This window comes from Streptomyces sp. NPDC059008 (genome assembly GCF_042749045.1).
In the GTDB taxonomy this organism is placed as follows: Bacteria; Actinomycetota; Actinomycetes; order Streptomycetales; family Streptomycetaceae; genus Streptomyces.
Genome location: NZ_JBHYJC010000030.1, coordinates 13,988 through 28,317 on the forward strand (window position 1 = coordinate 13,988; position 14,330 = coordinate 28,317).

A 14,330-nucleotide genomic window follows, 5' to 3' on the forward strand; every position below is an offset into this window, starting at 1 on the left:
CGCCGTCCCCGCCGGTGCCGTCAGTGCGTGGTCACGGTGTTGAAGGGCGGTGCCTCGCCCGCCTCGCCGATCAGCTCCCAGAAGTGGTCGGCGAGCCTGCGCAGATACGCCGAGCGCTCGGCCGCGACCTCCTTGAGCCGGGAGTCGTCGTTCCGCGCCACCACATGCCCCATGTAGCGCTCGGAGAACTCCGCGAACTCCGCGTGCATCGTGCGCAGCGCGTCGCTCACCCGGGTCTTGTTCAGCGTGGTGATCTCGGTGACCGCTCCGACATGCGCCTTCCAGCGCCCGTCGATGGCCGCCCGGATGTGTCCGGCCAGTTCGTCGTCCCGGCCCATCACCCCGATCAGCTTGCGCAGTGACAGCCCCAGCGCCTCCACCAGCGCCTTGGTCTGCCGGTAGTCGCCGCTCCACTGCTGTGCCGACTCGGCCGCCCAGTACCGGGCCGGGTCCATGCCGATCAGCTGCGCCAGCCGTTCCACGCTCAACTGGCGGGCCATCCGGTGTTCGGCGAGCGTCCGCGGCTCGATGCCCATCAGCACGGTCGGCGGGCACCACAGGACGTCGGCGAGGACGAACAGCTGCGGCTCGGTCGGTGCCTGGGAGCCGTACTCCCAGGCCTCGATCAGCTCGGGACGGACCGGCGCGCCGCACGCCGTCATGGCCTGGGCGACCTGAGCCGTACTCAGGCCCACCCGGGCCCGCGCGGATCTGGCCTCGGCGGGAGAGAAGGGAGTGCTGTACACGTACGGGACACCTCGCTGCACCCTTCGTTCGAGGGGTGCTTGGGGGGCGGGGGGCTGGAGGAACCTCCAGGGGCGGGCAGATTAACAGATGGTCCATACGTACGAAGCTCCAGTTCCCTTGGAGTCCAAGGTTCCGGGTCCGACGGACGGGCGGGCGCGAGAGATGTGCACTATCTGTCCTATTTCGCTCATCAACTCACTTACTGGGTATAGCCGATGCCTCGGTGCTTACCGGGCGGTAGCGCGTCACGAGATCGCCCGGACGGCGCTCTGTAATGAGAGCGTTACGTGGATGAGGGGGTGGTGTCACAGTGATCCCCGAGGCTGGCGTTGCCGACCGACCCCGTCCCGCGGAGCCGGCCGGCGGCACACCGACATCCGGTCCTCCCCCCACAATCCGATCAGGATGGGACCCCCTCATATGCGATCAGTGCTCGAACGCGTCTGTGCGTTCCCCAGCTTGGAGCCTGCCTTAGCGGCCCGCCGCCGCTCCCCCGTCCGTCCCGCGGAGAGACGGACGCCGAGAGCGACCGAGGCGTCGCGCCCGCGATGCAGCTGACGGCCACGCGGCCGGCGGCCGGCTGACGGCCGAAGGTCCGGAAAACGCCGCTTACCCGGCGACCGGATCCGCTTTCGCATGTCTCCTTGCACGAAAGGACATTCCCAGGTGCTCACTTCGCACCACGGCAACACCCAGGGCTCACCCCTGGCCCTGCTCGACGACGGGGACCGCGCCCCGCACGACTGCGCCGACCACAACCGCGACGGCGGGCACGTACTGGTCGTCGGCGCTCCGGGACCGCGCCTGGAGCGGCTCACCCGGACCCTGCGCGCCACCGGCCACGAGGTCAGCCACGCCCCGCCCGGCGAGGTCGACCGGCGCATGGGGCAGGCGCACCCGGACGCCGTCGTCGCCCTCGACGACCACGGCGCACCCCACGAGAGCGGCCTCGCGGTGATCCGCGAGGTCCGAACCGCCTCCGCGGGGCGGGCGCTGCCGCTGCTCATGGTCACCGACACTCCGGAGCCGTCCGGCGTGGTGGACATGCTGCGCCACGGCGCCGACGACTGCATACCCGAGGCCTTCGATCCGGGGGAGCTGTCCGCCCGTATCGAGGCCAAACTCCGCCGGGTGCCCGTACCGGTCGAGAGCCTGCCGCGCGATCCGCGCACCGGGCTCTACTCCCATCCGCACTTCCTGGACGAACTCGACCGCGAGCTGCAGCGCCCCGAAGCCGCTCGGCACGGCGGCGTGCTCGCCGTGGTCTCGGTGGCCGAGATGGCCGCCCTGGAAGCCCGGCTGGGGCAGCGGGTACGCCGGGAGGTCGCCGAGCGGCTGGCGGGTCTGGCCGAGCGGCTCGGCAGCTTCTGCGACCGGCTCGGCTGGGACGACGACGGCCATCTGCTGATGCTGCTGCCCGGCGTCGACGAGGAGACCGCCCGCCGGGGCCTGGAGCGGTTCGCCGCCACCGTGGCCGGCACCCGCTTCATCGTCGCCGACGAGAACGTCCGCCTCACCCCGGCCATCGGCTGGCTGCCGCTGACCGGATGCGCCGACGGCACCGAGGCCGTCGAGCAGGCCCGGGACGCCGTACAGGAGGCGCTGCGCCACCGGGATCTGCGGCCGGTGCGGTACGCGCCCTGGATGCGCGGCGCACCGCACCGCCACCGGCGCCGGCCGCTGAGCGCGCTGCTGCGTCCCGCCCTGTCGGCGCTCTCCCCGGTCCTGGCGCTGCTGATCGGGGTGGCCGTGCCGTTCCTGCTCTACCAGCAGACGTACGCGCTGGGCTGGGACCTGGGCTCGGCCATGTACTGGGTGGTGGTGGCCGGACTGGTGCTGTCCGCGCTGCTGATCGTGCTGGAGTGCCTCTTCTCGCTCGACGCCGGGGGCCGCCCCGAGCGCCCCGGGGCGCCGTACCCGCCGGCCAGCGCCGTCATCGCCGCCTATCTGCCCAATGAGGCCGCGACCATCGTCGACACGGTCGAGTCGTTCCTGCGGCTGGACTACCCCGACGAGTTGGAGATCGTGCTGGCGTACAACACGCCGCACCCGCTGCCCGTCGAGGACACCCTGCGCGAGATCGCCGCCCGCGACCCGCGGCTGGTGCTGCTGCCGGTCGCCGGCTCCACCTCCAAGGCGCAGAACATCAACGCCGCGGTCACCCGCGTCCGCGGCGAGTTCGTCGGCATCTTCGACGCCGACCACCACCCCGCCCCGACCGCCTTCAAGGACGCCTGGCACTGGCTGTCCAACGGCTACGACGTCGTCCAGGGCCACTGCGTGATACGCAACGGCGAGAGCTCCCGGGTCGCCGAACTGGTCGCGGTGGAGTTCGAGGCGATCTACGCGGTCAGCCACCCGGGCCGCACCCGGCTCTACGGATTCGGTGTCTTCGGCGGCTCGAACGGCTTCTGGCGCACCGACCTGCTCGCCCGCACCCGGATGCACGGCTCGATGCTGACCGAGGACATCGACTCCACGCTGCGCGCACTGGGCGAGGGCGCCCGGTTCGCCGTCGACCGCACCCTGATCTCCCGGGAACTCGCGCCCACCACCCTGAAGGCGCTGTGGAACCAGCGCTCCCGCTGGGCACAGGGGTGGCTGCAGGTCTCGCTCAAGCACCTGTGGCGCGGGCTGCGTTCACCGGTGTTCACGGCACGTCAGAAGCTCGGCCTGTTCGTCCTGCTGGGCTGGCGCGAGGTGCAGCCCTGGCTGACGCTGCAGATCCTGCCGATCCTGCTGTACTCGGCCTGGCGGGCCGGCGGTCTGCACAAGCTGGACTGGGCCGTGCCGGTGTGCGTACTGGCCGTGCTGTTCACCATGGCGGCCGGTCCCGTGCAGGCGCTCTTCGCCTGGCGGCTCGCGGTCCCCGAACTGCGCGCCCGCCGCCGGTGGTTCTGGTCGTACCTCCTCGTCTCGACCTTCTTCTACAGCCACTTCAAGAACATGGTGGCCCGCCAGGCCCATCTGAAGGAGGCGTTGGGCGACCGGCAGTGGCGGGTCACGCCGCGGGCCGCCGCCAAGGCGGTGGCCCGCCGATGAGCGCCGAAGCCGCCCCCGCCCGCGCCCGCGCGAGCGCCATCGACGGCTTCCGCGGGCTCGCCGCGCTGAGCACCGTCGTCTTCCACGTCTGGCAGCAGTACTTCCGCTACGACTCCGAGGGCGCCCACCCGCCGGTCGACGACCCGGCGCTCGGCGCGGTGCTGTCCCTCGAAGTGATCGACCTGTTCTTCGTGCTGTCCGCGTATCTGCTGACGCTGTCGTACGCGCGGGCCGCGATCGACGGGCGCTCGACGAAGCCCGCGCGGCTGTTCCTCTTCCGGCGGACGATCCGGATCCTGCCGCTGTACGTCCTGGCGGTCCTGGTCGTCTGGGCGATGCGCAACCCGACCCTGCCCGGCGACTGGCGGGACCTGGTCGAGCACCTCACCTTCACCCATGTCTTCGACCAGCAGCGGATCTTCTACACTCTGGGCCCCACCTGGTCGCTCTCGCTGGAGGTGCTGTTCTACCTCCTGCTGGTGGCGCTCGGGCCGCTGGCCGTGCGCGCCTGCCGGCCGCTGCGGCGGCGCGGCAGCCGGGTGGCGGTGTGCGCGGCGGGGTGCGGGGTGCTGTTCGCCGCGCCGCTCGCCTGGATCGCCGTCGCCCACTACGTGTTCGGCGTGCCGCACACGGACTGGGTGGTGTACTTCGGCCCGCAGGCCCGGTTCGGCGGCTTCGCGGCCGGGATGGGACTGGCCGTGGCGGTGGTCGCGCTCGGCGACCGGGGCCGGCTCGGTCCGCGTACCGCGCTGCCGCTGGCCGGGCTGGGGCTGGCCGGGCTGTTCGCCCTCTCCCTGGACTCCGGACCGGAGAACTTCACCTTCACCTTCTACCACCCGCTCGCCTCGCTGCTGTGGGCCGGGCTGGTCTTCGGCACCGTCCACGTACGGCAGCAGACCCGCTGGCACCGGATGCTGACGGCCCGTTGGATCACCGCCGTCGGGCTGGTCAGCTACTCGCTCTTCATCTGGCACGAGCCGGTGATGCTCCAGCTCCACAAGGCCGGGCTGCTGCCCGTCGGCCAGGCCGGCTTCCCGTCGGCCGTGCTGATCGTCTTCGCGGTGGCGCTGCCCGCGGCGGCGGCGAGCTACTGGCTCGTCGAATACCCGGCGAGCCTGCTCGGCCGCCTCAAGGACCACCGCGGGCGGCCGCGCGAGTTCTACCCGGAGCCCGCCGCCCGCTGACCGTCCTGGAGTCCGTCCGACCCTTCGCCGGGGACCCGCACCGTGCGCGCCGGGTCCCCGGCGAAGATCTTGTCGAGGTGGTAGTCGAGGGTGCGGCGTACGTCGTCCAGCGTGCGGCGGCGGTGCAGCACGTCGCCGCCGAGCCCGATCGCCCCGGAGACCAGCAGATCGGCCTCGCGCCAGGCGTCGAGGCCGGGCGCGGTCCGCCCGGCGTCCTGTGCCGCCCCGATGAGGTCGGCCACCAGCCGTTCCAGGGGCTGTTCGGCGGTGAGGAACACCTCGGCCAGCGCGGGATCGGTCAGGCTCCGGGCGTAGTAGGCGGCGAACACCCGTAGCGCGGTGGCACGTTGGGCATCCACCGGAAGGAACTCCTCCAGCACCGCGCGCAGCAGGGCGCGCGGGTCGGCGGGGTCGTGGGGGACCCGGGAGCGGGCGATCCGCGCGTTCTCCTCATGGAGCATGTGCAGTGCGGTGACCAGGAGATGGTGCTTGCTCTCGAAGTGGTACTGCACCGCGCGCAGCGACACACCGGCCTCGGCCGCCACCTCCCGCAGGCTCGCGGCGTGCAGTCCCCGCTCGGCGGCGATCCGCCACAGCGCCTCGGCCACCTGCCGGCGCCGGCGGGCCCGGGCGCCGGTCACCGCCGGTCGCTCGGCTGCCGGAGCCGGCGTCTGCTTGCGCCGCCGGTAGGCCTTCGCCTGGCAGCCGCGCGAGCAGTACAGCGCCGGCCGGCCGCGCCGGGGAGGGGGCAGCGCCGCACGGCACATCCGGCACACCGGCCCGGCCGCCGGCTTCTTTTCGTCACGCATCATTCCCCTTTCCCGCACCTGAAATTGTGTGACGAAAAGCGAATTCACCAGTGAATAACCCGTCAGTCGTCACTTTCTCGATGATACGTTCGTAACGTCCTGAGGGCGCGCAATTACCGATGCGCAAGGCGACAGGAAATCCGACGCGCAATGCGGCGCGGAACTCTACGAGGGGACTTCGGGGACACAGATGAAGTACGACATCTTGCAGGGCATCGGCGCCGTGGTGATGGTGCTCTTCGCACAGGGCGCCATCCGGCTGCTCGTCGACCACGACGACACCGGCCTCCTGGGCGGGCTCGGCGGCGGCTTCGGCGGCGCGCTCACCGCCCATCTGGCGCTGGTCGCCGTGGGCGTGCTGCTGACCGGCTGGTCGCACTCCAAGGCCAAGGCGCTGGGCCGACGCGGCTGAACCCGCCCGGCGGGCCGGCCGGGCGGGTTCAGTGGTGCGGGTGGCCGTCAGCCGACGTGGATGCGCGGGCGCCGGGCGAGATCGGGCTCGGCGCGGCGCAGGACCTCGCGGGTGACCGGGGCGACCTCGCCGTCGCCGAAGACCAGGAACCGCAGCAGATGGCTGAACGGGTGGCCCTCGGTCCAGTTGAAGTAGGCGTGCGGCACCTGCCCGGTGTGCTCGCGCAGCTGCATCAGCACGGCGGCGATGGTGTTGGCCACACCGGCACCCTCCACCCGCAGGATCTGCGCCCCGTACCGCTCCTCGCCCTGGACGTGCAGATTGCTGGTGAAGTCCGAGGAATCCCGGACGGTCACCTCCAGGAAAAGCACCGGACGGCCGTCGGGGATATGGGTCTCCTCGCGCTGGCTGTACTCCTTCTCCCGGTACTCCGCCGCGTCCCGCTCATCGGGCTCGTTGGCGATCACCCGCAGCGGCCCGGCCGCCGTCGCGGCCTCGATCAGGCGCACCGCGGTCTCGTCGAAGTCGACCTCCGTGGCGCGCAGTTCGAAGGCGCGGTGGACGCGGGAGGCGAACGAGGTCAGCAGGATGCCGAGAATGAACAGCAGCGCGATCTTCAGGCCGTCGGGCCGCTCGATGACATTGGTGACCAGGGTGTAGCCGAACACCACGGTGATGGCGCCGAATCCGATGGTGGCCGCCCGCAGCCGACGGTGGCGGGCGGCGACGGTGGAGGCGAAGGACGCCGACAGCATCAGCACCAGCACACCGGTCGCGTACGCCCCGCTCTGCTCGTCGACGCTGGCGTCGAAGACGACGGTGACGCCGAAGGCGATCGCCAGGAAGATCAGCACCAGCGGGCGTACCGCCTGGGTCCACTCCGGGGCCATGCCGTAGCGCGGCAGATAGCGCGGTACGAGGTTCAGCAGTCCGGCCATCGCCGAGGCGCCGGCGAACCAGAGGATGGCGATGGTGGAGATGTCGTAGACGGTGCCGAACGCCTCGCCCAGGTGCTCGTGCGCCAGATAGGCCAGGGCACGGCCGTTGGCCGAGCCGCCCGTCTCGAACTCCTTCTGCGGTATCAGCAGGGTGGTGGCCAGGCTCGACAGCAGCAGGAAGCAGCTCATGATCAGGGCCGCGGTGGTCAGCAGCCTGCGGGTGCCGCGGATCCGGCCCGCCGGCCGCGCGTCGGTGTCGGTGGCCTCGCCCCGGACCTGCGGCATGACGGCGACACCGGTCTCGAAGCCGGACATGCCCAGCGCCAGCTTGGGGAAGACCAGCAGCGCCACCCCCGCGATCGCCAGCGGTGAGGAGTGCTGGGCGCTCATCGCGCTCCACCAGTCGCCGACCACGACGGGGTGCGAGAGCACCTGCCAGGCCGAGGTGGCCAGCACGACGACGTTGAGCACCAGGTAGGTCCCGACGAGTCCGACGGCGATGCCGATCGCCTCCCGGAAGCCCTTGAGGAAGACCGCGCCCAGGGCCGCCAGCAGCACCAGCGTGATCCACAGGTTGGCGCCGTGCAGCGCTTGCGGAGCGAACGGGTTCTCCACCACGTGCGCCGAGGCGTCCGCGGCCGACAGCGTCATGGTGATCACGAAGTCCGTGGCGGCGAACCCGAGCAGCACCAGGACCAGCAGCTTCCCCGCCCACCAGGGCAGCAGCCGCTCCAGCATGGCGATCGAGCCCTCACCGTTGGGGCTCTCCTTGGCGACCCGGCGGTAGACGGGCAGGGCGCCGAGCAGGGTCAGCGCGATCAGCACGAGGGTGGCGAACGGCGAGAGCACTCCGGCCGCCAGCGCCGCGATGCCCGGCTGGTAGCCCAGGGTCGAGAAGTAGTCGACGCCCGTGAGGCACATGACGCGCCACCAGGAGTGCCCCTTGTGCTCGGCCGGCGGGGTGCCGTGCGGCCCGGAGTGACGGGCGGTGCGACTGCTCAGTCCGTCCAGCAGCCAGCCGCGCCACCGCTGGGCGGCGGGGACGGCAGGCGCGGGGTCCGCCTGTGTGGGGGTGGTCATGCGGATGCGTCCTGCCGTTCGTCGATCGCGGGTTCGGGCTGCCTTCGGCAACGAGCAGCGAGTATGCAACACCGTGCGCCCGGCGATCCGGCCCGCCCCGCGCCCGGCGACATCGGCGCCGCCGGCCCCGGGCGTCAAGGCCGTGTCAGAATCCGGCCGTAGTGCGTACGTACCGCGTCAACAGACGCCACCGCGGCGCTCGGACACCGCCGGGGCGCGCAGACTGACGGCAGGGCCCAGGCCCTACGGCAGGAGGTGCTTCCCATGGCTGCGCTTCACCCCCCGACGCCGCTCCGGCGCCCGCGCATCGTGCACATCGCCGGTTTTCCGCGCGCCGCGCTGCGCCCTCCGCGCGTCGCCCACCGGGCGCCGCCCACCCGCACCCTCGCCGGCGACCTCGCCGTGCCGCTCGGCGCCGTCGGCGCGGCGCTGCTGGCGGCCGCCCTGCTGCTGACCGGCCAGACGCCGCACACCGCCGTGGCGCTCGCCGTCTTCACCGTGCTGACCGTGGCCGTCTCCGCGCTGGCCAGACCGCTGCTGGTGCCCGCCGTCGCCCTGGTGTGCTGGCTGTTCTACGACGGCTTCGTGCTCAACCGGAGCGCGGACCTGGCCTTCCAACAGCCCGACCGGACGGGCCTGCTGGTGCTGCTGCTCGCCGGCCTCGCGGGCGCGGGCTGCGCGGCCGCCGTACGCGCGGTCCGCCGGCAGGCGGCGGCCGGCACCGGCCCCGACCCCGGCCGCTGAGTGGAGCCGCCGCACACGCGGCTCGGTGGCCAAGGAGGTGAAGCCAGGCAGGCGGCAGGGGAGGCCGGAGGCAGGGAGGTCAGTGGCAGTGGCATTGGCAGCGGCACCGGTGGTGGTGCCGGCGCCGGGCGGCGCACCGCCCGCGGCGGGCCGCCCGACGCGCTCTGCCCGACGCGCTCATGAGCCCCAGGCCGATCCCCAGCATCCAGGTGTCCTTGGCCATCGGCACCCCGTCCGGGGTCGGTCGCAGACTGCCCGGCTCCCGCATCCCGGGGACCCGCAGATACAGGCCGACCAGCCCGCCGGCGAACCCGGTCAGCGCCAGCCCGGCCAGCCGGGTCGGCACGAACGGCACGAGCAGCGCGCTGCCCACCGCGACCTCCGTGCAGGCCAGCAGCCGGGTGAACCGCTCGGCCGGAATCCTCTCCAGGAACGGATACGCCGTACGGGCCATCGCGTGCACGCCCTCGGCGGTCGCCCGGTCCGCCCGCAGCTTCGTCAGCCCGGTGTTCAGGATGAACGCGCCGGTGGCCAGTCGCGGGGCCACATCACGGGCTTGGGGCAGCGGCACCATCGAGCCTCCAGATCGGGTCGTCGGCCCCTTCACCGACCCTAGGACCACCGGGGTGGATCCGCTCGGGCTGTTCCACCGGAAGCGGCCCGGCCACCGGCGCCGGGCCCGCCTCACCTCGTGGGCACGTCGTCCCACTGGTCGAGGATGTCGTCCACCGACTCCGGGCCGGCTTCCGGTCCACCGCCGTCCAGGGTCTGCTCGGTCCAGATGACCTTGCCGCCCGGGGCGTAGCGGGTGCCCCAGCGCTCGGCGAACTGGGCGACGAGGAACAGGCCGCGGCCGCCCTCGTCGGTGGTCGCGGCCCGGCGCAGATGCGGCGAGGCGCTGGTGCCGTCGGAGACCTCGCAGATCAGGGCGCGGTCGTGCAGCAGCCGGACCCGGATGGGCTGGGCGCCGTAGCGGATGGCGTTGGTGATCAGCTCGCTGAGGATCAGCTCGGTGGTGAACGCGATCGCCTCCAGCCCCCAGGACTCCAGCCTGCGCAGGCAGGCGGACCGGATGGGGGCGACGGCCGCCGGGTCCGAGGGCACCTCCCATTCCGCGACCCGCGCGGGGTCCAGCAGCCGGGTGCGGGCCACCAGCAGGGCGATGTCGTCGCTGGGGTGCTCGGGCAGCACGGCCTCCAGGACCGCCGTACAGGTCTGCTCCGGGGTGCGGTCCGCCCCGGAGGCCAGAGCGGTGCGCAGCAGCTCCAGGCCGGTGTCGATATCGCGGTCGCGGTCCTCGACCAGCCCGTCCGTGTACAGCACCAGCCGGGAGCCCTCGGCCAGGGTGAGCTCCGCGGTCTCCACCGGCACGCTGCCGCCCAGGCCCAGGGGCGGCGAGACCGGCACCTCGGGGAAGGTGACGGTGCCGTCGGGGCGGATCAGGGCCGGCCCCGGATGGCCCGCCCTGGCCACGGTGACCCGGCCACCGACCGGGTCGTAGATGGCGTACAGGCAGGTCGCGCCGGTGATCCCGGTACGGCTGCCCTCCGGGCGGACGCCCTCGCCCTGGCTGCTGACGCCCGGCCAGAAGGCCTCGTCGTCCGCCGGGTTCCCCTCGCCCGCGGCCCCGCCGGCCGCCCGCGCCTCGTCGGTGTCGATATGGCTGACCAGTTCGTCCAGGTGGTTGACCAGCTCGTCGGGCGGCAGGTCGAGCGCGGAGAAGTTGTGCACCGCGGTACGCAGCCGGCCCATGGTGGCGGCGGCGTGCAGACCGTGTCCGACGACGTCGCCGACGACCAGTGCGACCCGGGCGCCGGGCAGCGGGATGACGTCGAACCAGTCGCCGCCGACGCCGGCCTGTGCGGGCAGATAGCGGTGCGCCACCTCCAGGGCGGTCTGCGCGGGCAGGGCCTGCGGCAGCAGGCTGCGCTGCAGGGTGACGGCGAGGGTGTGCTCGCGGGTGTAGCGGCGGGCGTTGTCGATCGAGACCGCGGCCCGCGCGGCCAGCTCCTCGGCGAAGGACAGATCCTCCTCCGTGAAGTCGCCGGAGGCCGCGGACCGCCAGAAGTTGGCCAGTCCCAGCACCACCCCGCGCGCCTGCAACGGGACGGCGATCACCGAGCGGATGCCGATGTCCAGGATCCGCTGGGTGGCCGTCGGATCCTGCCCCCGCCACTCGTCGGAGCCGCCCATGTCGTCGACGAGGACCGGGTGGCCGCTGTCCAGACTCGACGCCATCGGCGTGCCGGGCGGGAATCTGATGACCTCGCCGACCTGGTAGACGGGCGAGTCCTCGGTGACGCCCCGGACCGCCATCCGCCGCAGATCGGTAGCCGATCCGCTCTCCGGCTCGTCCCCGCGCAGCACCGGCTCCAGCAGCTCGACGGTGACGACGTCGGCGAACCGGGGGACCGCGACATCGGCCAGCTCCTGGGAGGTCTGCGACACATCCAGCGTGGTGCCGATGCCCAGCCCCGCGTCGTAGATCAGTTTCAGCCGCTCCTGGGCCACCGCCGCCGCGCCGGAGACCGCCCGCAGTTCGGTGGTGTCCCGCAGCGTCACCGCGCACCCGGCCGGGCCGCCGTAGGGGGCGGTCGGCCGGACGTTGACGGCGAGCAGCCGGTCGCCCGCCAGATGCACCTCGTCGGTCACCTCCCGGCCGGAGGTCAGCAGCGCGCTCAGCCGGGGCTCCAGGCCCAGGCCGGCGACCGGGAGCCGGTCGGCCACCGCGCTCTCGGGCAGACCGAGCAGCCGCCGTGCCTCGTCGTTGGCCAGCAGCAGCCGCCCCTCGCTGCTGATGATCAGCACGCCCTCCCGTACCGCGTGCAGCACCGCGTCGTGGTGGTCGTACATCCGCCGCATCTCGGCCGGGTACAGCCCGTGGGTCTGCCGCCGCAGCCGGCGGTTGATCAGCACCGCCCCGCCGGTGACCAGCAGCAGCGCCGCGGCCGCGAAGCCGAGCAGCAGCGGCAGCTGGTCGACCACCCGCTCGTCGGTCCGCTGGATGCGGATGCCGACGGACACCAGCCCGGCGACCGCGTGGTCCCGATCGACGACCGGCACCACGGTGTTCACCGCGGGGCCGAGGGCCGAGGGGACGGTGGAGGTGAACGCCTTGCCGTGCAGGGCCGGCTGGAAGGAGCCGCCGACGACATGCTTGCCGATCAGGCGCGGGTCCGGGTGGGTCCAGCGGATGCCGTCGGGACGGAACGCGACGATGTAGTCGACGCCGGAGCCCTTCCGCGCGGCCTCCGCCTGGGGCTGCAACACCGCGCTGGGGTCGGCGGACTTCATGGCGGCGAGGGTGCCCGGCGCGTGCGCGAAGATCTCGGCCCCGACGACCGAGCGCTGACGGGCCTCCTGTGTGAGCGCGCCCTGTGCCTGGAAGACCAGGGCCAGCACGGCCGCGACGACCAGCAGCACCACAAGGGCGAGCTGCAACACGAACACCTGGCCGGCGACGCTGTGCGCCTCCAGCAGCGAGCGGAGGGGTTGCCGGGGGGAGGGCGACGACCGCCGTGGGGCGTCACCCTCTCGCCGGAATTTTTCCGTCATGCCCCATATTTAGCATTCTGATGCACTGTGGGGTGATCAGCTGCGGCGGCGTTGTGCCGCCGCTTCAGGGGCGGCCGCCGGTCGATTCCCCATGGCTCCGGCCGGATTCCACCCCTCGTCCGACGTCCGGCGTCCTGGGCGCCCCAGGCCCTATTGAGCGATGCTTAGCGGCTCCCTATGCTCGGCAGCCATCGTTGCACCGTCCCTCGATGCACCGCCCCTCGATGCACCGCGTGATACGAGCCGCAGCCCGCCAGGAGCCCGGATGAGCTTCAATCTCGCGACCGCTCTGCGTGAATCCCGCCGATCCCACCCGGACAAGCCCCTGTGCCACATCGGGGAGCTGACCGTCAGTTACGCCCAGGCCGACCAGGCGTCCGGCCGCATCGCGGCCACCCTGCGCGCCCTGGGCCTCGGTCCCGGCGCCAGGGTCGCCGTCCAACTGCCCAACGTGCCGCAGTTCCTGTTCGCCTACTTCGGCATCCTCAAGGCCGGACTGGTCATGGTCCCGCTCAACCCGCTGCTGAAGGCCCCCGAGATCGCCTACCAGCTCCGCGACGCCGGCGCCCGACTCCTCGTCACCTTCGAGGAGTTCGCCGACCAGGCCGTCAAGGGCGCCGAGCTCGCCGACGGCGTCGCCACCTACGTCGTCCCCCTGCCCGGCAGCGACCGGACGATCGCCGGCACCCGCCCCTACGAGGAGCTGTACGCCGCGGACGACACCGGCGAGATCGCACCGACCGGCTCGGACGACACCGCCGTCCTGCTCTACACCAGCGGGACCACCGGTCGCCCCAAGGGCGCCGAGCTGACCCACTTCCAGCTCTATATGAACTGCACCGTCACCGGAGAGGTGTTCGGCTACCGCCCCGATGACGTCGCCCTCGCCGTCCTGCCGCTCTTCCATGTCTTCGGCCTCTCCGGCGTCCTCAACATGGCCGTACGTCATGGGGGGACCCTCGCCCTCGTGCCGCGCTTCGAGTCCGCGACGGTCCTCGACGCCCTCGAACGGCACCGCTGCACGATCTTCGCCGGCGTCCCCACCATGTACACCGCCCTGCTGCAGGCCGACATCGCCGGCCGGGACCTCGGCGCGCTGCGGATCGGCGTCTGCGGCGGCGCGCCACTGCCCGGCGAGGTCCTCCGCGCCTTCGAGGAGAAGTTCGCCGGCGTGGCCATCCTGGAGGGCTACGGCCTGTCGGAGACGGCCAGCACCACGACCTTCAACATCAGCACCGAGCAGCGCAGGGTGCTCTCCATCGGCAAGCCGATCTGGGGCGTGGAGGTCCGCATCGTCGACGACACCGGTGCCGTACTCCCACCGGGCCCCGACCACGTCGGCGAGATCCTCGTCCGCGGCCACAACGTGATGAAGGGCTACCACGGGCGGCCCGAGGAGACCGCCGAGGCGCTGCGCGGCGGCTGGCTGCACACCGGAGACCTCGGCCACCAGGACGACGACGGCTACTTCTTCGTCGTCGACCGCAAGAAGGACCTGGTCATCCGCGGTGGCTACAACGTCTACCCGCGCGAGGTCGAGGAGGTCCTGCACACCCATCCCGCCGTCGCCGAGGCCGCGGTCGTCGGCCGCCCCGACGACCGGCTCGGCGAGGAGGTCGTCGCCGTCGTCAGCCTCACCCCCGGCGCGCGGGCCACCCCCGAGGACCTCACCGCGCACTGCCGGCAGCAGTTGGCCGCCTACAAGTACCCGCGCGAGATCCGGATCGTCGACGAGCTGCCCAAGGGGCCCACGGGCAAGATCCTCAAGAAGGAGCTGCGCGCCCGCCTGGCGGCCCCCTGACGCGGCGGCGGCCCCGAG

10 protein-coding genes are annotated in these 14,330 nt (G+C 72.5%); 5 read left to right on the forward strand and 5 right to left on the reverse strand.

Annotated elements, in window-relative coordinates; genetic code table 11:
• Positions 1–20: 20 nt before the first annotated feature.
• Positions 21–746, reverse strand: coding sequence for a transcriptional regulator (locus ACFWZH_RS27995; protein WP_384436978.1), 726 nt, complete (start codon positions 744–746; stop codon positions 21–23).
• 667 nt (positions 747–1,413) lie between these two features.
• Between ACFWZH_RS27995 and ACFWZH_RS28000 the strand changes: the two genes are divergently transcribed.
• Complete coding sequence (locus ACFWZH_RS28000; RefSeq protein ID WP_384436981.1) at positions 1,414–3,789, forward strand: glycosyltransferase; 2,376 nt, start codon at positions 1,414–1,416, stop codon at positions 3,787–3,789.
• Positions 3,786–4,973, forward strand: a complete 1,188-nt coding sequence (locus tag ACFWZH_RS28005) for an acyltransferase family protein (RefSeq protein ID WP_384436984.1) — start codon at positions 3,786–3,788, stop codon at positions 4,971–4,973. The genes ACFWZH_RS28000 and ACFWZH_RS28005 overlap by 4 nt, the downstream gene beginning before the upstream one ends.
• Here ACFWZH_RS28005 and ACFWZH_RS28010 read toward each other — a convergent pair.
• The gene (locus ACFWZH_RS28010; RefSeq protein ID WP_384436987.1) at positions 4,949–5,785 is read right to left on the reverse strand and encodes a TetR/AcrR family transcriptional regulator; all 837 of its coding nucleotides are present in this window, start codon (positions 5,783–5,785) and stop codon (positions 4,949–4,951) included. The genes ACFWZH_RS28005 and ACFWZH_RS28010 overlap by 25 nt on opposite strands.
• 187 nt (positions 5,786–5,972) lie before the next feature.
• Between ACFWZH_RS28010 and ACFWZH_RS28015 the strand changes: the two genes are divergently transcribed.
• On the forward strand, positions 5,973–6,194 hold the full coding sequence (locus ACFWZH_RS28015; protein WP_384436989.1) for a hypothetical protein: 222 nt from the start codon (positions 5,973–5,975) through the stop codon (positions 6,192–6,194).
• Between the two features lie 47 nt (positions 6,195–6,241).
• Here ACFWZH_RS28015 and ACFWZH_RS28020 read toward each other — a convergent pair whose 3' ends face one another.
• A complete protein-coding gene (locus ACFWZH_RS28020) occupies positions 6,242–8,212 on the reverse strand; it encodes an amino acid transporter (protein WP_384436992.1) in 1,971 nt (656 codons plus the stop codon).
• Between the two features lie 264 nt (positions 8,213–8,476).
• Between ACFWZH_RS28020 and ACFWZH_RS28025 the strand changes: the two genes are divergently transcribed.
• A complete protein-coding gene (locus ACFWZH_RS28025; RefSeq protein WP_384436995.1) occupies positions 8,477–8,956 on the forward strand; it encodes a DUF4118 domain-containing protein in 480 nt (159 codons plus the stop codon).
• 79 nt (positions 8,957–9,035) lie between these two features.
• Here ACFWZH_RS28025 and ACFWZH_RS28030 read toward each other — a convergent pair whose 3' ends face one another.
• The gene (locus tag ACFWZH_RS28030; protein ID WP_384436998.1) at positions 9,036–9,530 is read right to left on the reverse strand and encodes a hypothetical protein; all 495 of its coding nucleotides are present in this window, start codon (positions 9,528–9,530) and stop codon (positions 9,036–9,038) included.
• A 110-nt stretch (positions 9,531–9,640) separates the two neighbouring features.
• On the reverse strand, positions 9,641–12,511 hold the full coding sequence (locus ACFWZH_RS28035) for a SpoIIE family protein phosphatase (protein ID WP_384437001.1): 2,871 nt from the start codon (positions 12,509–12,511) through the stop codon (positions 9,641–9,643).
• Between the two features lie 265 nt (positions 12,512–12,776).
• Between ACFWZH_RS28035 and ACFWZH_RS28040 the strand changes: the two genes are divergently transcribed.
• On the forward strand, positions 12,777–14,312 hold the full coding sequence (locus ACFWZH_RS28040; protein WP_384437003.1) for a long-chain fatty acid--CoA ligase: 1,536 nt from the start codon (positions 12,777–12,779) through the stop codon (positions 14,310–14,312).
• Positions 14,313–14,330: the final 18 nt, after the last annotated feature.